The organism is Wohlfahrtiimonas chitiniclastica DSM 18708 (assembly GCF_000375345.1).
Taxonomy (GTDB): Bacteria; Pseudomonadota; Gammaproteobacteria; order Cardiobacteriales; family Wohlfahrtiimonadaceae; genus Wohlfahrtiimonas; species Wohlfahrtiimonas chitiniclastica.
In genome coordinates this window covers 111,757-133,012 of record NZ_AQXD01000001.1, presented here as the reverse complement: position 1 = coordinate 133,012, position 21,256 = coordinate 111,757, and the positions used below count along the sequence as shown (strand labels likewise).

Sequence of the window (21,256 nt, the reverse complement as noted above, 5' to 3'; positions counted from 1 at the left end):
CTCTCTAAACAGCTTTGAGTAAGCGCTGCTGCGCTTGATAACGTTGATATTCTGACACAATGAAGATGCCAACGGCCACCCACACAATCATAAAACCGATTAAACGCATGATGCTCATCGATTCGCCAAAAAAGAGCAAACCATTGATGAGTTGTAGCGTTGGGGAGGCAAATTGCACAATGCCCACTAAAGACAACGGGATTTTTTTCGCGCCTTCTGCAAACAATAACAGTGGAATGGTGGTGACTGCCCCTGATAAAATCAGCAGCGTCATGGGCAGGGCTGACAATTCAAAAAAGACAATGTGATCATTGATCATCGAATAGATCAAATAACTCACGGCAAATGGCAACATGAAAAACGTTTCAAAGGCGATGCCTGTTAACGCCCTCACAGGATATTTCTTTTTCAGTAGCCCATAAAAGCCAAAGGAGCTCGCTAAGATCAGCGCCACAAATGGCACCGTGCGGCTTTCAATAGTGATCCAAACAATCCCCATGATGGCAATCACGATCGCAAAAAAATGGGCGCGCGATAAACGCTCTTTTAAGATGATGCGCCCAAGTAAAATGCTAAAAATTGGCGTAATGAAATAGCCTAAACTGGCATCAATCACGCGATCATGCGTGATCGCCCAAAGATAACTGAGCCAATTAAAAAAGAGCAGCTGAGATGTGATAAACAGCATCAACACAAGCTTACGCTCTGTTAATACCGTCAGCACGCCACGCCACTCTTTTAATAATGTCGTGATCAACACCACAAAGATCACCGACCACACAATGCGCTCACTCATCAATTGCGTTGAGCTCATCATCCTCAGTGAATACCAATATAACGGGAAATTGCCCCACATGATGTAACACAGCAATGTATAGACAATGCCCTTTTTGTATTCACTTTGATTCACAGCTTAACCTAATTGCAGTTACGAGCGAAATTCTATTGCTGTTCGCGACCAGCCAATATTGTCTCCAATAAGTCTAAATCATAACGCAATTTATTCGCTGTTTCTTCACTAATTTTACGCGTGGTTTTAAGGCGCGTTAATTCTGCCCGCTCTGCACGAATCGCCGCAAGACGAAAGCGCAACTCAACTGAATCATAATATTCTGTTTCTGCATCCGTAATGCCAAGGGATTGGCGAATGTCTCGCGCCACATGGTTGTGAATGTCAGAGATGTGCTGCGGATCCACTTTGATTTCATTGTTGCTGATCAAGCGAGTTTCCAGCGTTTGTAAACTCGACAAGGCCACTTGTTGCATGGAAGCTTTTGCGATCTTGATTTCATGGTCAAGCTCATCATCGTCTGCGGAAAAGCCTTTTAATAAAATCGGTAAAATCACAATCGCCACAATCAAGGAGATCAGGATCACACCAATGGCTATGAAGATCACTTGATAACGTGCTGGCACAGAAATGATGGTGGGCGATGTACTGATGTACAACGGAATCGACAATGCTGCCGCTAATGTCACCGCACCGCGCACGCCTGCAAACGTCATGATCACCAATTCACGCACGCTCAAATCTTCAAAGCCCCATTTCTTGTTCTTGCGCCAAAAAAAGACTTTCTTTAAATGCTTCATGGCCAATAACCATAAAAAACGCACCAACATCAACATGCCATACACGATGAAAATGTCAGACACTAAACTCACAAAGTTTGTATCGCTGTCTGTGGTGATGCGCTCGATGGAATATTCAACAATGCCAGGAATTTGCAAACCAAGCATCAAGAACACAATGCCGTTTAATAAGTACTCTAACACCGACCAAATGCTGTTCGCTTGAAAGCGCATCTCGATGGACACGTCACTCATGGTATTGCTATACGTCACCGTCATCCCGGCCACAACCGCAGCTAAAATGCCTGATGCACCGATGTGCTCAGCCACGGCATACACTAAAAATGGTAACAGCAATAAAAAGATCATTTGAATGGCGGTTTCATCGCCCTGTAAACGGCTCAATGCACGCACTAAACGCACATATACCCATGTCACCACAAGGCCAATCAACACACCGCCACCAGCCATTAATAGGAAGTTGACGCCCATTTCGGCATAATCTGTGGTGGTTTTAAACACCATCGTGCCCATAATGATGGCCACTGCATATTTTAAAGAAACCAGCGCAGAGGCATCATTAAGGAGCGCTTCCCCTTCTAAAATCTTATTCATTTTTTTAGGTAAACGCCCTTTACCCACAATGCCTGACAATGCCACCGCATCGGTTGGGGATAAAACGGCAGCAAGGGCAAAGGCCACAGCTAATGGCACCTCTGGCATCAATTTCGGGATGAATAAGCCTAAACCTAACACCGTCACAAACACTAAAAAGAGCGCCAAACTCATGATCTCCCAACGAGATTGCATGAACTCATAAAATGGCATCCGACGACCATCAGCAAAGATCAGCGGCGGAATGAACAGAAACAGAAACAGATCCGGATCAAATTCCACATGTAAACCAAAAGATGGAAAGGCAATCGCCGCCCCAATGATGATTTGCAACACAGGCAGTGGTAATTTGATGGGTAAGAGTCGTCGGATCACATCCGAGAGCGACACCATGGTGATCAGTATTAATATTGTGTAAAAAATTTTCATCTGTCGTCGGTTCTTTTCGCTTTACTTGATTGTCAGAATGTAAAGATTGCCAAGGCAATTTTACGACTTATCCTTTCAGTATAAGATATGCATACCCTTTATGATGAACTATCGTTGGTGAAAAATTAAGCATTTTTTAAAAAATTAATCTAAAAATGAAAAAAGCCACAACTTATGCGTGGCTTTTTTAACGAAAATAAACGGTTTTATTTCACTTTTTCTAACACGCTCTCTAACGTTTGTGTGGTGAGGAAAAACTGCGGTTCAGTCACAATGAATTCAGAGAATAAAATCCCATGATCCGTTAACAGTAATTTTAAACGCTTCATGGTTTGATCATAATGGACAAAGTCATCATGATTGCCTTTAAAAACTTCAAGGAACGTGGCTTCATCTGGCACCACAAATACAACTTCCTCGCCATCCCATAACAGCAAATGGCCGCTGCCTAACACTTGGAACGTTGGACCCATCTCAAAAATGATGTGCTTCATCACTTCCCATAAAGGTTCAAGGTTGATTTGAATGAGTTGCGTGGCATAAAAACTGCTGATGTCACTCAATGTCACCATGTGCATATGTGCAACTTCACAATGCAATGCTGTTTCCATCAAAGGTTTTAAAACTTCCGTTATGATCCCTTGTTGAGAAAGATTGGTTTCAATCTCGCTCACCAATGCTTGATTGGCCTCATTTTTTGGCAATACCAATAACGCAGGGAAAATGTATAAAGGATCAGGCGATTCTGTGTCTCGATTAAAAGCCCCCACAGAAAACTTGCCATCAACGGCTGTAATCGTCACAATTGAAGGTTTAAACTGCTTGGCACGAAATTGGATTTTCGACACTTCTGTCATTTCATGATAGATCGGAAAGCGCGGGCGCATGATTTGTGACACTTGATAACCTGCGCCCACTAACACCATGCCCACTTCCGACAACGCAGGATAAAGCTGCACTAAAGCGGCGCTCACCTTGCGACTCATCTCTTCAGCCTCGGCTTTCGTTAAATATGTCTTAAACTCTGGGCTTAAATCTGACAATTGCAACATCACGCCAAAGTCTAAATACATCAATTCCGGTTGTGGGGTGTTCATGATTCTATCCTTTCACAAAAATATCCAAAAATTTATTCGTCTGTCTTATTGAATGAAAAAGTTCAGCGCTTTAATTTGGAACACTTCCACCAATAAATGAGACACCGCAGCAATGATACCGTATCCGATCACAATATAGGGCATCCATTTTCCACCAAATGCTTTAAAGGCAGATTTCTCACCGCTTGCCGCTTGCTTTTTACGATGGGCAAGCACGGTCATACCCGGAATGATTACCGACCAAATCGCCGCAAATAAACCGGCAAAACCGATGGCAATGACAAAGCCATTGGGCAAACTCATGCCCAAAATGGTTGGGGGTACAAACGTAATCACGGCTGTTTTTGCGCGACCTAAATGGGAATCGTCAAAATTACATAAGTCAGCAATGTAATCAAACAAGCCTAAACCTGCCCCTAAAAATGATGTCACCACCGCAAAGAAGGCAAAGAAATCGAGCATGTTACGGAAAAATGCTGTGAGCTGAACTGAATCAAATAGCCACAATAATTTATCGCCTGTGATGTGTTGAAATGAGGCGCGATCCACATTGCCCATGATGCCAAGCATCCATACGGCGTAGAAAATCAATGTGAGCCACATACCAATCATTAATGCCGCACGGATTTTTTTACCGCCTTCACGGCCATAATATTTCACAAAGCTTGGAACGCTCGCATGGAAGCAAAAGGAGGTTAAGAAGAATGGTAAACTGGCAAAGGCATAGATGGCGTAATTGTGCTCGCCCGTGGGTTCAAAGAGTTTTGTGGCAGAAACAGAACTTAACAAACCACTTAAGGCTGCAAACAATGTGATGAACATGGCCAACATCAATACCGTGGAAATGCGATCCACTGCTTTTGCGCCCCACCATACGAGGACAGATAACACAGCAGCGAAGATTAAGCCAGCCAAAGGCTTTGGCAGATCCACATCTAAATTCACTGCCAATGCATTTTTAATGACAGAACCTGAACCATCGACATACGCATACAATAATATATAGAGGACAAACGCCACAGAAAAACCATTGATGACACTTGCAAAGTGCCCAAGGTTATTTTTCACCAAGGTATGAAAGCTTGAGCCTTCAGGATAGCTCAAATTGACTTCTAAAATCTCTTCTGCGGAGTTTTGCATAAAAAAGGTGGTGATCAGCATGATAAAAATGGTCCATGTGAACCACATGCCCGCAGAGACGATGGGCAAGGTGAGCATCCCTGCGCCAATCATCGTCCCTGCTGCGATCATCGCACCGCCTATTACCGATGGTTGTCCTGTTTTCATAATCAAATTCTCATCTTATATTTTGCACAAAATACTCATTGTACCCATCCATTAAGAGAAGACAATATAAGATTCAAAGATGCATGGATTATGATTGCTTACGGCTTCCGTAGACGATGTATTGATCACGCTCCTTTGAGGAGAGACCTTTTAAATGCTTCAATTCATTTTCCGGGATCATGATGGAGCGCACACTGTTTTTATGCTTCACATTTGGATTATAAAATTCAATGACTTCCATTGAGATGTCTGAATCGCGAATGATCTTTTTCATTTTCTCAGAGTTTTCCACGCGCACACGCACCAAGTTTGGAATTTCACTGTGGCTCACGGCAGCTAAACGCTCACGATCGGCAATCACTTCAGACAATGCGAGCACTTTAGGAATGTACGCGCGCGTCACCTCTGGCAGGTCAATGTGCCAATAATCGGCTTTTTTACCTTTTTGACGATTCGCTTGAATGCTGCGCTTCACGCGCCCTTCCCCGGCATTATAAGCGGCGATGGTCAACAACCAATCCCCATCAAACATCTTATTTAAGTACTGCAAATAATCGAGTGCCGCTTTTGTGGAGAGCTCCGGATTAAAACGCCCATCATAATTTTTATGGACATCAATGCCAAAGTGCTCAGCGGTCACTTTACCAAACTGCCACAGCCCAACATAACGGCCATTGTTTGACGCACCTGGCTGATAACCACTTTCCACCAATGGAATCATGGCCAATTCAGCAGGCATTTTGCGGCGCTTTAATTCTTCAAAGATATAGCGCATGATCACCAAGCGATCTTCATCTAAATGATTAAAAATGCGGGGATCTTTTTGAAAGCTTTTGACGTATTTTTGAACTTCTTTATGCGTGACTTCGTCACTCAATTGACGATGCTTGGCAAAATCGGCAATCAAATGTTGTTCTTTTTTCAAGTGGCTGACTGTTTTTGCCGCAGGGTTCGCACATGCGTTGACCATGACTGTACACCACATCAGCACGGCAACGCTGAGGATGTGTTTGAAACTTTTTCTATTAAATTCAAACATCTAACTGAATGCCTATTTATTTAAAGTGCGCAATTTTAGCACAGCAACAAAAAAAGTCGCTAAAAAAATGCGCAAATTTCGCAATTCCGTCAGAAATGAAGGCGCGATGTAGTGGACTCATTCAGGGCTTTTTAAAAGCATCGCCCAGCGCACAATCCCTAAAACACAGTAGCCGATCACAAAAGGATAATGACAAATGGAGAGAAGGGAGATCGTTGGCGTATGCACCATCGTCACATCATAGATCATCACCACACAATAAATATAATGGCTCAATAACAGCATGCCCGCTAAAGAGAGCCAAATCATATGATCCCCGGTCACTTTTAGCACAACGAATGCCATACAATAAAAGAGCATCATTAAAATCACTGTTGCGGCTAAAAATTTCACCAAACCGAGAGATGTAATGTGATGATGTGTCATGCCGTTACTTGCAAAAAAATAGCCGATGCCAAATGAGATCAAGAGGATCAATCCACCTGTGCTCAATAATATCCCCAGCTTTTGATGTATATTCAGTGCGCGTTCCATCACTTTTGATCTCAATTTTCGGACATTGTTTGCTAAGTTTTTAGTCAATTTATCGTAAAAAAGTTCAGCATCCCTTCGCACATAATATACAATTTCATGGAAGGTATGAGCTTTTTTGAAAAAAATAATCAAGATTGCGCGCAATTATTCAATATCCTTTAAAACCCCGTCAAAAAGGTCACATTTTGTCATTTAGCCAAATTTCACTTAATTTTTGAAAAGTTCACGCGATATACGTATAATTGCAATATTTTTACGTGACTAATATGAGGCACTATGTCCACAAACGAGCATTCTAAGGTACTGTTAATCAATGGCCCTAATCTCAATATGATTGGAACGAGAGAGCCTCAGATCTATGGTTACACAACCCTGCCTGAACTCGAAACACAATTGACACACAAGGCCGGTGAATTACAGCTTGCATTGTCATGCTTTCAGTCTAATATTGAAGGCGAAATCATCAACCAAATTCACAAAGCAAAGTCTGAGAACATTGATGTCATCTTAATCAACCCGGGCGCGTATACGCACACAAGCATTGCCATCCGTGATGCCTTTTTGAGCGTAGACATTCCATTCATCGAAATTCACATTTCGAATGTCTTTGCAAGGGAGCCATTTAGACACCATTCATATTTGTCAGACATTGCCTCAGGAATTCTGGTGGGACATGGACTTTTTGGCTATGAGCTTGCGCTCTATCGCGCTAAAAACATTGTTTCATCAAGATCATCGAAAACTTAGTAGGAGAATAAAAACTCATGGATATTCGTAAGATTAAAAACTTGATTGACCTTGTTGATGAATCAACGATTTCTGAAATCGAAATCATCGAAGGTGAAGGTTCAATCCGCATCAGCCGTAATTCTCAAGGTGCTGCGGTTGCTCAAGTTGCCCCAGTTGCTCAACCTGCATACAACCCAATGCAACAAATCGTTGCCACAACAGCGGCACCAGCTGCGCCTGTTGCTGCAGAAAAAGCAGAATTGCCAGAAGGTAAAGTGATCCGTTCTCCAATGGTCGGTACCTTCTACCGCGCTGCGTCTCCAACCTCTAGCGTATTTACAGACGTTGGCCAAACTGTGAATGTTGGCGATACCGTGTGCATCGTTGAAGCGATGAAAATGTTTAATCAGATCGAAGCAGAAATTTCTGGAAAAGTTGTATCGATCCTTGTTCAAAATGGTGAGCCAGTCGAATTCGATCAACCGCTCTTCATTCTTGAATAAGATAAGGACCACTCCATGATTAAAAAAGTTTTAATCGCAAACCGTGGTGAAATTGCACTGCGCATTTTGCGAGCATGTAAAGAGAAGAATATCAGCACTGTTGCTGTGTATTCAACCGCTGACAGAGACTTAAAACACGTACTTTTAGCCGATGATTCCATCTGTATCGGGCCACCTCAATCATTTTCAAGCTATTTGAACATGCCTCAGCTCATTGCAGCTGCGGAATTGACAGATGCAGATGCCATCCATCCTGGTTATGGCTTTTTGGCTGAAAATGCTGACTTTGCAGAGCGCGTTGAAGAGTCTGGCTTTATTTTCATCGGCCCACGCGCTGAAACCATCCGTTTAATGGGTGATAAAGTTTCTGCGAAAAAAGCGATGATCGAAGCGGGCGTTCCTTGTGTTCCAGGCTCTCCTGGCGCATTAACGGATGACGCGAATGCGAACCTAAAATTAGGGGAAGAGATCGGTTATCCTGTCATCATCAAAGCCTCAGGCGGCGGCGGTGGTCGTGGGATGCGTGTTGTGCATAAAGCAGAAGATTTATTGTCATCAATCGAGCTCACTAAAGCAGAAGCCAGCGCAGCATTTGGCAATCCTATGGTTTACATGGAAAAATTCCTTGAAAAACCACGTCATGTTGAAATTCAAGTCTTATCCGATGAACACGGCAATGCCGTATTCTTAGGTGAACGTGACTGTTCTATGCAACGTCGTCACCAAAAAGTGATCGAAGAAGCGTTAGCCCCTGGCATCACAGATGAAGAGCGTGCTCGCATCGGTGAATCATGCGTGAACGCATGTAAGCGCATCGGTTACCGTGGTGCAGGTACATTTGAATTCTTGTATGAGAATGGTGAATTCTACTTCATCGAAATGAATACACGCATCCAAGTGGAACATCCTGTGACTGAATTGATTACAGGCATTGATCTTGTGCGCGCACAAATCGACATCGCTGATGGCAAACCGCTTAAATTCACACAAGAAGACATCACCTATACAGGTCATGCCATTGAGTGTCGCATCAACGCAGAAGATCCTAAAACATTCTTGCCATCGCCTGGCACCATCACAACATTCGTGCCACCAGGTGGCCCTGGCATTCGTGTGGATACCCACATTTATGCAGGTTATAAGGTTCCGCCTTATTACGATTCAATGGTGGGTAAAATCATTGCACACGGCCCAACGCGTGAAATCGCGATTGCGCGCCTACGCAATGCTTTACAAGAAACTGTGATCGAAGGCATCAAGACGAACATTCCATTGCACCTTAAGATCTTAAATGATCCGAACTTCATCAAAGGTGGTACGGACATTCACTATCTTGAAAAAATGTTAAAAGCAGAAGATTAATTTTTGCAAATAAAAAGCCCTGATGTTTCAGGGCTTTTTTCATATATTCATATCATTAAAACTGATAACTAATGCTCAAGCGCACATCTAAGCCTGGCGCTTTGACACTATCATTCAAATAAGGCGCATAGCTTTTATTAAAAAGATTATCAACCGTTAGATTGATATTGGGCGCATAACGATCATCTGGCGTATAACTCATAAATAAACCATGTACAGAATAACCTGGCGTTAATTGATAACTGAGTACGCCAGCTTTTGCATCAATCGTTGATGGTGTTCTTGTCTGCTTACGCACAAATTGACTTTGCCATCCCATGCTAAAATGATACTGCGGTACATGGAAACCAATGGTTGCGGTTAATTCACGCGGCGGAATATCTCTTAGCCATGTTTTTTGTTCATACCATACATCGCGAGGCGAACCTCGACGCTGTCCTTTCATTAAACTTGCCGCTAAACCGCCAAAGACATATGTACTTTCATACTTTGCTTCCAGCTCTAAGCCTTTAATGGTATAACCGCGGCCATTATGAAATGCACTCATGGGTTTACCACAACCGCCACTATTGCCAGTTGCATGGTGACTTTCACAATAAATCGCCCCAATTTTACGAATCACTTCATGATTCACTCGATTATGAAATGCAGTGGCACGAATAAAAAGCTGATCATCTTCCGTCAAAAGATCTGAGAAATTACCCATCACACCAAAACGCAGTGCAATCAATTTTTCCTTATTCAAATCGCGGCTTGTACCATTGGGCCCTGAAATGCCTTTCCCTTGCACAGTGTATTGCTCATCAATATTAGGGGCTTGCCAACTGCGTGAATAATCCACAAAAGCTGCAAATTGATCAATCGGCTGCCAATACAAGGCAATGCGTGGAGAAAATCCTTGATACGTCACCGAACGATAATCATGACCATCCTTTGCATTGGTTGAGGTATAACCTGCGACATTACCGAAGCTTTGATTTTTCACATGATCATAGCGCAAAGAAGGCGTCAATGTGAATTGCCCCAACTGAATTTCATCCATCACATAAGCACTGATGACGGTTTGACGACCAGCTGGCAAAAAGGGCGGCGTGAAATATCCATGATTAAATTCAGGCTTACCATACGATCCTTGATCATAAAACATTGTGGCATTTTGTTGTTTACGCAAATATTGCAAACCCACTGTAATGGTTTGTGTCACAACACCGGTTTCTATGATGCTTTGATTTTTAATGTGCAAACTTGTATTGCGATATGCCGTCCAATTCTCTTTACCTAAAGTTGACAATGATGCTGAAGGCTTTTTTTGCCCAGGTTGCGGCTTAATTTTTTGATCATGCTGCTTTGTCTCTGAATGGGTGAGATCCACCGTTAAATTCACCCAAGGATTCTCCGAAGGTGCATATTCAAAATTCGCACTGTAACTGCGATCTTGCTGCTCACGATAGAAAATACGACGCTTCCACTCATAATCATCCATGGAATTCACATTGATTGTATTGCCGCCCATCGCAGCAAACGGCATCCACCCCTTATAACGTGTATTATTTAAACTCAAGGTCAATCGGCTTTCTTCACCAAGATAAAGATTACTTTTGACCAAATAACTGTATTGATCAATCGCCGATCCTCGATATCGCTCATGATCTGCTAACCGCACATCTTTTGACAATGTTTTAGAAAAATAGATCAAACCATCCATGGTATTGGCATGATTTTTACCATAAACTGCCGCCGCATAATTGCGTTGATTATTATTGGTGTGATAACCCGTTTTGAGCATCGCACCCACAGATTGCCCTTCTCGTAAGAAATCTGTGGCATCTTTTGTGGTCATGCGCACACTGCCACCAAAGCCGCCATTGCCAATGCTCGGATCAAATCCACCTTTTTGCACATCCACAGCTTTAATCAGATCAGGATCCACATACAAAGTGCCTTGACGATATTTATCAAACGTCTTTAACGCACCATCCACCATAATGGGCACAGACTTACTCTCATTCATCCCCCAAATATTGATGGTTTGTCCACCAGGGCGAGGACTGCCGGACATGCCAACCCCTGGGATTTTATCCAAAACCGTTGCCATATTCGTTGCTTGAATGATGTTCATCTGTGTTTGATTGATGGTGCCTTGCCCCACTTCACTTTGTGACAAGACAGGATTCATGCCTAAAATGCCTTGATTCTCCCCTACATAAACCACAACGCCACTGAGATCAATGGCATTGTCTGTAGAGTCATCGGATTTTAAATTTTCTTGAGTCTGTGCAAATGCACTGTGAATGAGGAGCGTAGACAATGCGAATGCAATACGCGTTGATGGAAACTGCTTAGGGTGTAACATGAATGCCTCTTAATTACATACAACGACTTAATCGAACAAGATGAGATAATATTGATAACAATTCTCATTTGCAAACTAATTTCAATATTTGTTCTTTTTTCATACAAAACAATAAAAAAAGCCCCAAAACAGGGGCTTTTGGTGTCACCATAAAATTTAGAGCATATTCAACTCTAACTTCGCACGCAATGACATGCGCTCAGGGGTCCAGAAGGGTTCCCACACTAAATCCACATGGCAATCATCAATCCCTGGGGTTGCCATCACAGCATTTTGCACCCATTCTGGCATTGAGCCAGCCACCGGGCAACCGGGTGCGGTTAATGTCATGTCAATTTTAATTTTAAAGTGATCTTCTGTCGTATCTAAAAACTCAATCACATAAATCAACCCAAGCTCGTAGATGTCCACAGGAATTTCTGGGTCATACACACGCTTTAAGTTATTGATGATCTCTTCAACCACCGCTTCACTCGCTTCGGTTTTTTCAACGCCTTCAGCATAATAGATGACTGCGTCGTTTGGGGATTTCTCTTCACTCATGCTCAATCCTTCTTACTCTGTTTTCACAGGTTCTTCATTTTCTGTGAGGGCTGCATGCAAGGCATGCCATGCCAATGTGGCACATTTAACGCGGGCAGGATATTTTTTCACACCTGTTAAAATTGCTAAACGTCCAAGCTCACTCGTATCTACGTCTTCATCTGTCGTGACCGCATCATGGAAAACGTTGTATAACTTTTCCGCTTCTTCGATCGTTTTGCCTTTAACCGCTTCGGTCATCAATGAGCTTGATGCCGTAGAAATCGCGCAACCTTCCCCTTTAAAAGAGACATCCTGAATCACGCCATTGTCATCAACGGTTAAAAATACTTTGATTTGATCCCCGCACAATGGATTGTGACCACGCGCTGCATGTGTAGCCGGATCAATCACGCGAAAGTTACGAGGTTTTTTGTTATGATCAAGAATCACTTCTTGATACAATGCCTGCAAATCTGAATCCATCATTGTCGTCTCGCTCACCATATAGGACTAAAAGAGTTCACAATTATACGCCCTTTTTCATTCGCTCGCATTAAAATGCCATTAAATTGTGTTCTATTGAGTATTTAACGAGAATAATTTATCATTGCCAATCCACTTTCAAACTTATTAAAGGTGTATCCAATGAGTTCATGGTTCGAACGTCTTAATCCAATGCGCATCAAGAGTACCCATTCTAACAAGAAGGTACCTGAGGGCATCTGGAAAAACTGTAAAAGTTGTGATTCGATTCTCTATCAACAAGAGCTAGAACAAAACTTAAACGTTTGTCCGAAATGTAATCATCACATGAAAATCTCGGCAAGAAGTCGTCTCATCAACTTCTTAGACACTGATTCTACCCACGAAATTGGCGCAGAGTTAGAGCCCATCGATTTCTTAGGCTTTAAAGATGTAAAATCCTATAAAGTGCGCATCAACGATGCTCAAAAAACAACCGGCGAAAGAGATGCAATGATCGCAATGGGCGGTACATTGAAAAACATCCCAGTTGTGGCATGTGCTTTTGAATTTGACTTCATGGGTGCATCCATGGGTTCTGTGGTGGGCGAACGCTTTAAGCGCGCAGCTGATTTAGCCTTTGCAGAACGTAGACCTTTGATCGTCTTTGCAGCCAGTGGCGGCGCACGTATGCAAGAAGGTTTAACCTCTTTGATGCAAATGGCAAAAACCTCTGCCATCATCGGTAAAATGAATGATGAACACATTCCATTCATCTCCGTATTAACGCACCCAACTTATGGCGGCGTATCTGCAAGCTTTGCCATGCTTGGCGATGTGATCATCGCTGAACCTAAAGCCTACATTGGTTTTGCAGGTCCACGCGTCATCGAACAAACTGTGCGTGAAAAATTACCTGAAGGCTTCCAACAAAGTGAATTCTTATTGGAAAAAGGCGCGATCGATATGATCATTGACCGCCGTGAAATGCGCAATCAAATCGCCTCTTTATTGTCAAAAATGGGTAATTTACCTGAGCCATTTACCGAAACCTCTTTTGAAAAAGTGGACGAAAAAGACGAGAATGCCAAATAAAACTCTAAATGAGTGGTTAATTGAACTTGAAAAAATCCATCCATTAGCGATGGATTTTAAATTAGAACGCATCAAAAAAGTTTATCAAACCCTCAATGTGACGCCCATTGCGCCCTTCATCATCACGGTTGCAGGCACGAATGGCAAAGGTTCGACCACCAATACCATAGCTGCCATTTGTGAAGCTGCGGGCACAAGCTATGGCTTGTATACATCCCCACACATGCATCTCTTCAATGAGCGCATTGTCATCAATGGGCATGAAGCCACAGATGATGAGATCATTGAAGCGTTTGAAGCCATTCAAACGGCGCGCGGTGACATCACCCTCACCTACTTTGAATTTGCCACCTTAGCCGCTTTTTATCTCTTTAAAAAGCACCATGTGGCGATTGCCATTTTAGAGGTGGGTTTAGGGGGGCGTCTTGATGCTACAAACATTGTGGATGCCAATGTTGCTGTCATCACGCCCATTGACTTAGACCACACAAACCTTCTTGGCAATACCATCACAGAAATTGCCCATGAAAAAGCAGGCATCATTAAGGATCATAGCATTGTGATCACTGCTGAATCCGCACCGAATGTCTCGATTTTAAATCAAGCCGCTAAACAGCATGCCACTTTGATTGAAGCCGGCTGCGATTTTCATTATGCTGCGATCCATGACCATGCATGGCAATATCGCTTTAAAACACATACATTCACCTTGCCAATGCCGCGTCTTCAAGGCATGCATCAATTGCAAAATGCCGCCGCTGCCATCAGCGCACTGCTCCATAGCCCAATGGCGGATCAATTGACAGAATCTGTGATTGCCAAAGGCTTACAAAACACGCGTTTACAAGGCCGCTTTCAAAAAGTTGTGCATCAACATCGTGAATTTTATTTTGATGTGACGCACAATCCGCAAGGCGCTACTATTTTACATGCATTGCTTGCGCCCTTTAAAGCCCACAATCGCCCTGTGATTGCTGTCCTTGGCATGCTCAAAGATAAAGATGCTGCAAACCTTGCCCATGCTCTTAAAGATGATATTGATACATGGGTGCTGGCAGGTTTAGAGGGTGATCGCGGACAAAGTTCAGAGGCATTAAAAGCAAGAATCGCCCCCATTTTGTCAGAGACAACACAAATACATACTGCCCATTCTGTGGCGGATGCTTGTCAAATGGCGACAGAAATTCAGCAAAATGATGCTATAATTTTGGTGTTTGGATCATTCCACACAGTCAGCGAAGGATTGAATTGGATTAACCCGAGATAAAAACCATGAATAAAAAACTTCAACAACGCATTGTCGGCTGCATCGCACTCATCGCTTTAGGTCTTTGGATCATTCCAAATTTATTATCATCCGATGATTATCATGTGCCGGAAAATACCGCCGTCGAACAAGAAGATGACTTCTATGCAAGTACATATGATGAACCTGCAACCATCACACCACCTGTCGATGCGCGTCCTGTGTCGCCCTCTGTCCATGAACCCATCACAGAAAATATGTGGGAAGCGGTGACGGACAATCAGCCCTCACTGCCGATTGACAACAATGTGTCCATTGCAGAGCAATTGTTAGCACAAGCCAATCAACAGGGCAAAGCCGTGCAAGCCCCACAAGCACAATTGCAAAATAAACCGAATAAACAGCCGACGCAAAATCAGTCTAAGCCCAACAATAACGCAGCGAAACCTGCCAACACTAAACCCGCGCCGTTGCCTAAAATTGAGCTCATCGGCTCTGCACAAAGCCAAAACACCCAAAGTGCAAACGCTGCTCAGCCTAAATTCACATGGTATGTGCAAGTCGGTTCATACAGCAGTCGCGAAAATGCCACGCGTGTGATGAATGAATACAAGCGCCGCGGTTATGCCTCTGAAGTGGCGTTAATCTCTAAGCAATACAAAGTGCGCATTGGGCCCCTTAAAACCCAAGACAATGCCAAAAATGTACAAGCGGAATTAAAACGCCAAGGCGTGAACAGTTACATCATTCAAATTCAATAATCGAGTAAATTAGGACCTTATGAACTACATCGACATCGCCATCATTGGCATCATTGGATTATCGACCGTCATTGCATTTTTCAGAGGGCTCATCACCGAAGCCCTCTCTTTGCTTGTATGGATCGTTGCCTTTTGGGGCGCTGCCTACTTCTCTCAAGATGTGGCGGCGATGCTGCCGGATCAATTGCATTCCATCACAAAAGGCAAAATTGACTTAAATCCCACAGAAGGCTCGACAGAAGAGTTACTCGTCTCTATTTTAAGTTATGCCATCACCTTTTTAGGCATTCTATTTTTGGCCGGTCTTGTGAATTTAGGGATTTCTCTGCTCATTCGCTTTTTGAAAATCTCCTTCATTGATCGCATCTTAGGCATGGGCTTTGGCGTATTGCGTGGCTGGTTAATCGTGGCATTTTTAGGCCTATTTGCCATGAATGTGGGCTTAAACAGCATTCCGATGTGGCAAAAATCACAATTGACGCCATTTGTGGAATCAAGCGCAAACTTCATTGCTAAATTCCTCCCACAAAAATTCTTACAACAGATCAACATCAGTGAACTCTCTAAACTGTTGCAATCAGATTTACAAAGCCCTAAATCCACCCCTGCGCAACAGCACAATCAATCATAGTTAGGAGAATCGATATGGACAATGTCTCTCAAGATGAGATCAGCAAATTCAACCAACACGATTGGTGGACGCCCAATGGCAGCTTTCAAACGCTCCATGACATTAATCCCACGCGTTTTGAATTCATTACCGAGCATGCCAATTTACATGGCATCAAAGCCCTAGATGTCGGCTGCGGTGGCGGCATCATCGCCGAAGGTTTAGCAAAGCGCGGCGCAACCACCACAGCCGTTGATTTAGCCATCGGCGCATTAGAAGTGGCGCGCGAACATGCAAAAATCTCTGGCCTTGACATTGACTATCAACTCTCCACCGTTGAGGCATTGGCCGATTTACAACCAAACACTTATGATGTGGTCACGTGCCTTGAAATGCTTGAGCACGTCCCCGATCCACAATCGATTTTAGATGCGTGCAGCAAACTGTTAAAACCCGGTGGCAAACTCTTTTTATCCACCATCAACCGCACATTTAAAGCCAAGCAATTGGTGATTTTTGCAGCGGAAACGGTGCTAAAAATCGTACCGAAAGGCACGCATGAATTTGATAAATTCATCACGCCATTTGAGTTGTACACCTATTGTGAAAATGCTGGTTTAGCCGTCAAAGACAGCCGCGGCATGAGCTTTAACCCCTTCAATCGTGTGGCTTATTTAACAAAAGATTTGTCCATGAACTATCTGTTATATGCACAAAAGCCAACACTCGCTGCAAAAGAGGAAGAGAAATGAGTCGTTTAGCCAATAAAGTCATTTTAATCACCGGTTCTACAGGCATGGTGGGCCGCAACAGCGCATTGGCCTTAGCAAAAGAAGGCGCCACCGTTGTTCTGCTTGCCCGCGAGAAAAAGCAAAAGATCGTGGAAGATTTATATGATCAAATCGTGGCCGCCGGTTGCCCTGAACCTGCCATTTTGTACATGGATTTTGCTAAATGCAGCAATGATGATTACTATGCGCTCTATGAAACATTGGCGGCTGAATTTGGGAAACTCGATGGCATCGTGCACACTGCGGCCAATCTTGGGAACTTAACGCCCCTTGCCCACACCAATCCTGAAAAATGGTTATTGAGCATCAACACCACATTAAATACGCCTTTCTATTTAACGCAAGCCATGTTACCGTTGTTAAATAAAGCTGAACGTGGTTCGGTGATCTTTTTTGACCACGCTGAAGTGGCCGATGGCTCACAAGCTTACTGGGGCAGTTATGCCGTCGCAAAAGCTGGCTTAAATACGTTAATGAAACTCTTTGCCGGCGAGTTTGAATCCCAAGAAAAAATTCAATTCAACAGCATCGATCCTGTGTGCTTAAACTCAGCAATGCGTTACAGCGTCTCACCTTCTGGCAACCGTGATGCAAAAAAAGTGGCAGATGTCATCACACACATCATTGATTTAAATGATGATGCCCGCCCGTTCACCACAGGACAAACCTTCACCCTATAATTCACCTGACTGAATAAGGAGCGTGACATGGCATTTTTTAAAAAATTGGCTGCCATCACCACATTATCTGTGATGGCCATCAGCTACGGAAATAACGACATTACAACACAACCGACCCATGAATACACCCTAGACAATGGCTTAAAACTCATTGTGCGCGAAGATCACAGAGCCCCCGTTGCCATCACCATGGTGTGGTATAAAGTCGGCTCAGTTGATGAGCCACGCGGCAAAGGTGGCATCTCACACATGCTTGAACACATGATGTTCAAAGGCACGCCAACCCTTGGCCCAAATGAACACTCCACCATCGTGGCGAACTTAGGTGGGAAAGACAACGCCTTTACCTCTTACGATTACACGGCTTATTTTGAGATTTTGCCCAGCTGGGAATTAGAGACCAGTTTACGCTTAGAATCTGATCGCATGCACAATCTTGTGCTCAAAGAAGCAGACTTTGCACCAGAGCGTCAAGTGGTGGCAGAAGAGCGCCGCATGCGCACAGACAGCAATCCGCAAGCCCTCTTTTATGAAGCGTTTAATGCCACTGTTTGGACAACGAACGCTTATCGCAATCCCATCATTGGTTGGATGCCAGAAATTGAAAGCTGGACGTTGTCAGATTTACAAAGCTGGTACAATGAATTTTATCGCCCAAACAATGCAACCGTCGTGATTGTCGGGGATGTGGATCCTGAAAAAACCCATCAAATGGTTCAGCAATACTTTGGGGAGATTCCACGCGGCGCTAAAATCGTTCGAGAAAATAACTTTGAAGTGCCACAAAACGCCACAAAATACATTGACATGGCAGCGCCTGCAAATCTACCGGTGCTTTTTATGGCGTACAAAGTCCCAAGCATCAACAGCACTGAGCATAAAGAAGAAGCGTATGCCCTATTGCTCGCCTCAGAGATTTTAAGTGGCAGTACAACCGCGCGTTTACCGAAAAAACTGGTCAAAGAGACGCAGCAATCCCTCGATGCTTCAAGCTACTACAATGAAGGCGCGCGTTATGACACCACTTTCTTTTTAAGTGCGGTGCCTGCTGAAGGTGTGGCGTTAGAAACATTGGAAACTGAGCTCAAAGCCGCCATCAATGAACTGCAAACCACATTGGTCAGTGAAGAAGAACTCAAAAAAATCCTCACTGCCTATCGCACCGAGCAGATTTATGCCAAAGACTCCATCTATTCGCAAGCGATGGCCATTGGCGCAGCTGAAACCACCGGTGAAGGCTGGCAAAACCGTGACAATTTGGTGAGCTATTTAGAAAAAGTGACCCCTGAGCAAATTCAACAGGTGGCACAAAAATATCTCAATGACAGCAACTTAACCATTGGTCGTTTGCGTGCACATGCACCCGACAGTCAGGAGGAATAACCATGTTTAAACGCATCATCATGACTCTCACCTGCCTAGCGATCAGTACCACAGCAATGGCATCTGACATGAAATCAAAAATCAAAGAGTGGCGCACCGATGAAGGTGCCCGCGTTCTCTTCATCAATGCACCAGAAATCCCAATGGTGGACATCATCGTCTCCATGGATGCTGGCAGTTTTCGTGAAGGTGATCAACATGGCTTAGCCGCTATGACAGCCACAATGATGACTCTTGGCACAAAAGAGATGGATGAAAATGCCTTCTCTGAAGCGTTAGAAAACATCGGCAGCAGCATTTCTGCGGGTTCTAGCATTGCAACCACCACCATCAATATTCGCTCATTGACAGATGAAGCTGTGCTCAATCGCACCCTTGAATTATGGTCAGAGATGATGGCATCACCTCGCATGGATGGGGCGATCTTTGATCGTGAACGCGCCCAAGCCATCGATGCACAAAAAGCACGTTTAGACAATCAAAGCGCGATTGCAGGCGAGCTGTATCAATCCCTGCTCTTTCCAGATCAGTTGCAAGGCGTTACAAGCGAAATGCTTGAAGCCTCTTTAAAAGCCATGAAGATTGAAGATGTCAAAGCCTTCCGCGAGGCTTATTACCACGCCACCGATGCCAATATCGTGATCGTGGGCGCTTTGTCGGAACAAGAGGCTAAAGCCATCAGTACAGCATTGAGCGCACAACTTGGCAAAACTGACAAAACATTGAGCCCCATTCGCAATGATGCCAAAGCCGTTAAAGCACAAACGGTGCGTCAACCTTTCAATGGCCCACAAAGCCAAATCATGATGGGTCAAGTGAGCATTGATCGCTTCAATCCTGACTTTTTACCCTTAACGCTCGGCAATCATGTGTTAGGTGGCAGCGGATTAACATCCCTTTTGATGATGGACATCCGTGAAAAGCAAGGCTTAACCTACGGCATTTATAGCTATTTTAGCCCAACCTTGCTCCATGGTCCTTTCACCATTGGTCTGGCCACTAAAAATGAGAGCGTTGAACATGCCATTGAAGCCACCCTCAAAGAGACCAAAGCATTCATCGCCAATGGCCCAATGGATGCAGATTTAGAACGTGCGAAAAATAATTTAATTGGCAGCAGCATTTTGGCATTAAGCAGTAACCGTGGATTAGCCTCAGCGTTACTCACCATTGCCCAATATGATCTACCGCTAGATTATTATGACACCTATCCTGATCGCATCCGTGCCATCACGAAAGAAGAGATTCAAAAAGCATTTGAGAAACACATTCACCCCGATGACTTCACCATTGTGATTGTTGGCGGTGCTGCTGAGTAAGCAAAACTGAGCTGTTCACACAATCCCGCACCCTGCGGGATTTTTTATACCTAAAATAAATATTCTCACAAAATAAGAAAATTTTTTGTTTTCAAAAAAGATCATTGCTATTGTAATCCTAGGAGTGAGATTATGAAAAGCACTGATAGATTATTGAACATCCTGTCTTATATTGCCTCTTGCGGTAAACCCGTCTTCCCAAAGCACATATCACAGGCATTAAACATCCCGTTATCCTCGGTTTATAGGATTTTAAATATTCTCATAGAATGGGAATTTGTTACACCATCCCGAAAATATGGGGCCTATACTTTAGGTGCCCAAAGCTTAAAGGGACAACATTTGCATCAAACCTATTCCATCTTTAATGATGATGTTGATGCGGTGTTGCAAAACCTTTGTGATGTAACAGGGGAATCTGCGGGCATTGTGGTGGCAGATTACACAGAAACCATCTGCATTAAAATGGTGGAGAGTGAACAAGCGCTGCGCTGCTCATTTTTGCCCGGTCGCGTCAATCAATTAACATTAGGGGCAAGCGGTAAAACCTTGCTCGCTTTTAAAGAAGCAGCGATTGGCAATGCCATCATCGAACATGCCTACCCAAAAGATTGCCCAGAGAAAGAAACCCTCATCACGGATTTAGCACGCATCCGCGCCCAAGGCTATGGCCGTACAATGGGCGAGATTGATCCTGGGGTACTTGGCATCTCTGCCCCCATTTTCCGTCATCAGTCCGCCATTGCAGTGGTGACATTGATGGCCCCCTATTTCCGTGGCAGCGCCCATGAAACACAGTGGATTGAAGCCATTTTAGAAGCGAGCGCCGCCATTACCGCCTTAATTGGCCACGACCAATAAAAATTT

The 21,256-nt window shown here is 43.8% G+C and carries 21 protein-coding genes and 1 pseudogene; 13 read left to right on the top strand and 9 right to left on the bottom strand.

Annotation, left to right across the window (positions count from 1 at the left end; genetic code table 11):
* Positions 1-4: 4 nt before the first annotated feature.
* The 6 genes from rarD to B143_RS09990 form a co-directional block, all read right to left on the bottom strand.
* Positions 5-910, bottom strand: a complete 906-nt coding sequence (gene rarD / locus B143_RS0100630) for an EamA family transporter RarD (protein ID WP_026165648.1) — start codon at positions 908-910, stop codon at positions 5-7.
* A gap of 32 nt (positions 911-942) precedes the next feature.
* Positions 943-2,613: a Na+/H+ antiporter gene (locus B143_RS0100625; protein ID WP_026165647.1), complete on the bottom strand. Its 1,671-nt coding sequence runs from the start codon at positions 2,611-2,613 to the stop codon at positions 943-945.
* Between the two features lie 206 nt (positions 2,614-2,819).
* Positions 2,820-3,710, bottom strand: a complete 891-nt coding sequence (locus B143_RS0100620) for a hypothetical protein (RefSeq protein WP_018121752.1) — start codon at positions 3,708-3,710, stop codon at positions 2,820-2,822.
* Between the two features lie 45 nt (positions 3,711-3,755).
* Positions 3,756-4,997, bottom strand: coding sequence for an aromatic amino acid transporter (locus B143_RS0100615; RefSeq protein WP_026165646.1), 1,242 nt, complete (start codon positions 4,995-4,997; stop codon positions 3,756-3,758).
* An 88-nt stretch (positions 4,998-5,085) separates the two neighbouring features.
* Positions 5,086-5,967, bottom strand: coding sequence for a transglycosylase SLT domain-containing protein (locus B143_RS0100610; protein ID WP_246534869.1), 882 nt, complete (start codon positions 5,965-5,967; stop codon positions 5,086-5,088).
* Positions 5,968-6,153: 186 nt separating this feature from the next.
* Positions 6,154-6,462: a hypothetical protein gene (locus B143_RS09990; protein ID WP_248647490.1), complete on the bottom strand. Its 309-nt coding sequence runs from the start codon at positions 6,460-6,462 to the stop codon at positions 6,154-6,156.
* A 384-nt stretch (positions 6,463-6,846) separates the two neighbouring features.
* Between B143_RS09990 and aroQ the strand changes: the two genes are divergently transcribed.
* The 3 genes from aroQ to accC are packed head-to-tail and all read left to right on the top strand — an operon-like array spanning position 6,847 to position 9,164.
* Complete coding sequence (gene aroQ, locus B143_RS0100600; RefSeq protein ID WP_018121748.1) at positions 6,847-7,317, top strand: type II 3-dehydroquinate dehydratase; 471 nt, start codon at positions 6,847-6,849, stop codon at positions 7,315-7,317.
* A 17-nt stretch (positions 7,318-7,334) separates the two neighbouring features.
* Positions 7,335-7,802 carry an acetyl-CoA carboxylase biotin carboxyl carrier protein gene (accB, locus tag B143_RS0100595; RefSeq protein ID WP_008316553.1) on the top strand — a complete coding sequence of 156 codons (468 nt, stop codon included), beginning with the start codon at positions 7,335-7,337 and terminating at the stop codon, positions 7,800-7,802.
* A 15-nt stretch (positions 7,803-7,817) separates the two neighbouring features.
* A complete protein-coding gene (accC, locus tag B143_RS0100590; RefSeq protein ID WP_008316552.1) occupies positions 7,818-9,164 on the top strand; it encodes an acetyl-CoA carboxylase biotin carboxylase subunit in 1,347 nt (448 codons plus the stop codon).
* A gap of 55 nt (positions 9,165-9,219) precedes the next feature.
* On the opposite strand, the gene B143_RS0100585 is transcribed toward accC, so the two are convergent.
* The 3 genes from B143_RS0100585 to sufU all read right to left on the bottom strand — a co-directional run bounded on the left by B143_RS0100585 (position 9,220) and on the right by sufU (position 12,525).
* Positions 9,220-11,517, bottom strand: coding sequence for a TonB-dependent hemoglobin/transferrin/lactoferrin family receptor (locus B143_RS0100585; RefSeq protein ID WP_018121747.1), 2,298 nt, complete (start codon positions 11,515-11,517; stop codon positions 9,220-9,222).
* Between the two features lie 156 nt (positions 11,518-11,673).
* Positions 11,674-12,060, bottom strand: a complete 387-nt coding sequence (locus B143_RS0100580; protein WP_008316548.1) for a DUF59 domain-containing protein — start codon at positions 12,058-12,060, stop codon at positions 11,674-11,676.
* Between the two features lie 12 nt (positions 12,061-12,072).
* Positions 12,073-12,525, bottom strand: coding sequence for a Fe-S cluster assembly sulfur transfer protein SufU (gene sufU / locus B143_RS0100575; protein ID WP_026165645.1), 453 nt, complete (start codon positions 12,523-12,525; stop codon positions 12,073-12,075).
* Between the two features lie 162 nt (positions 12,526-12,687).
* Between sufU and accD the strand changes: the two genes are divergently transcribed.
* From accD to B143_RS09620, 10 genes and pseudogenes are all read left to right on the top strand, one after another.
* Positions 12,688-13,599: an acetyl-CoA carboxylase, carboxyltransferase subunit beta gene (accD, locus tag B143_RS0100570; RefSeq protein WP_026165644.1), complete on the top strand. Its 912-nt coding sequence runs from the start codon at positions 12,688-12,690 to the stop codon at positions 13,597-13,599.
* The gene (folC, locus tag B143_RS0100565) at positions 13,589-14,866 is read left to right on the top strand and encodes a bifunctional tetrahydrofolate synthase/dihydrofolate synthase (protein WP_018121744.1); all 1,278 of its coding nucleotides are present in this window, start codon (positions 13,589-13,591) and stop codon (positions 14,864-14,866) included. Before accD ends, folC begins: the two co-directional genes overlap by 11 nt.
* A 5-nt stretch (positions 14,867-14,871) precedes the next feature.
* Positions 14,872-15,606, top strand: coding sequence for an SPOR domain-containing protein (locus B143_RS0100560; protein ID WP_018121743.1), 735 nt, complete (start codon positions 14,872-14,874; stop codon positions 15,604-15,606).
* A 19-nt stretch (positions 15,607-15,625) separates the two neighbouring features.
* Positions 15,626-16,237, top strand: a complete 612-nt coding sequence (locus tag B143_RS0100555; RefSeq protein ID WP_008316540.1) for a CvpA family protein — start codon at positions 15,626-15,628, stop codon at positions 16,235-16,237.
* A gap of 14 nt (positions 16,238-16,251) precedes the next feature.
* Positions 16,252-16,968: a bifunctional 2-polyprenyl-6-hydroxyphenol methylase/3-demethylubiquinol 3-O-methyltransferase UbiG gene (gene ubiG, locus B143_RS0100550; protein ID WP_008316538.1), complete on the top strand. Its 717-nt coding sequence runs from the start codon at positions 16,252-16,254 to the stop codon at positions 16,966-16,968.
* Positions 16,965-17,687 (top strand): SDR family NAD(P)-dependent oxidoreductase, encoded by a 723-nt coding sequence (locus B143_RS0100545; RefSeq protein ID WP_018121742.1) that lies wholly within the window; start codon positions 16,965-16,967, stop codon positions 17,685-17,687. Before ubiG ends, B143_RS0100545 begins: the two co-directional genes overlap by 4 nt.
* Before the next feature lie 27 nt (positions 17,688-17,714).
* On the top strand, positions 17,715-19,070 hold the full coding sequence (locus B143_RS0100540) for a M16 family metallopeptidase (RefSeq protein WP_008316534.1): 1,356 nt from the start codon (positions 17,715-17,717) through the stop codon (positions 19,068-19,070).
* A gap of 2 nt (positions 19,071-19,072) precedes the next feature.
* A complete protein-coding gene (locus B143_RS0100535) occupies positions 19,073-20,389 on the top strand; it encodes a M16 family metallopeptidase (protein ID WP_018121741.1) in 1,317 nt (438 codons plus the stop codon).
* A gap of 132 nt (positions 20,390-20,521) precedes the next feature.
* A pseudogene (locus B143_RS10135) lies at positions 20,522-20,662 on the top strand (helix-turn-helix domain-containing protein); the annotation flags it as partial.
* A gap of 69 nt (positions 20,663-20,731) precedes the next feature.
* Positions 20,732-21,250 carry an IclR family transcriptional regulator gene (locus tag B143_RS09620; protein WP_008316531.1) on the top strand — a complete coding sequence of 173 codons (519 nt, stop codon included), beginning with the start codon at positions 20,732-20,734 and terminating at the stop codon, positions 21,248-21,250.
* Positions 21,251-21,256 lie beyond the last annotated feature (6 nt).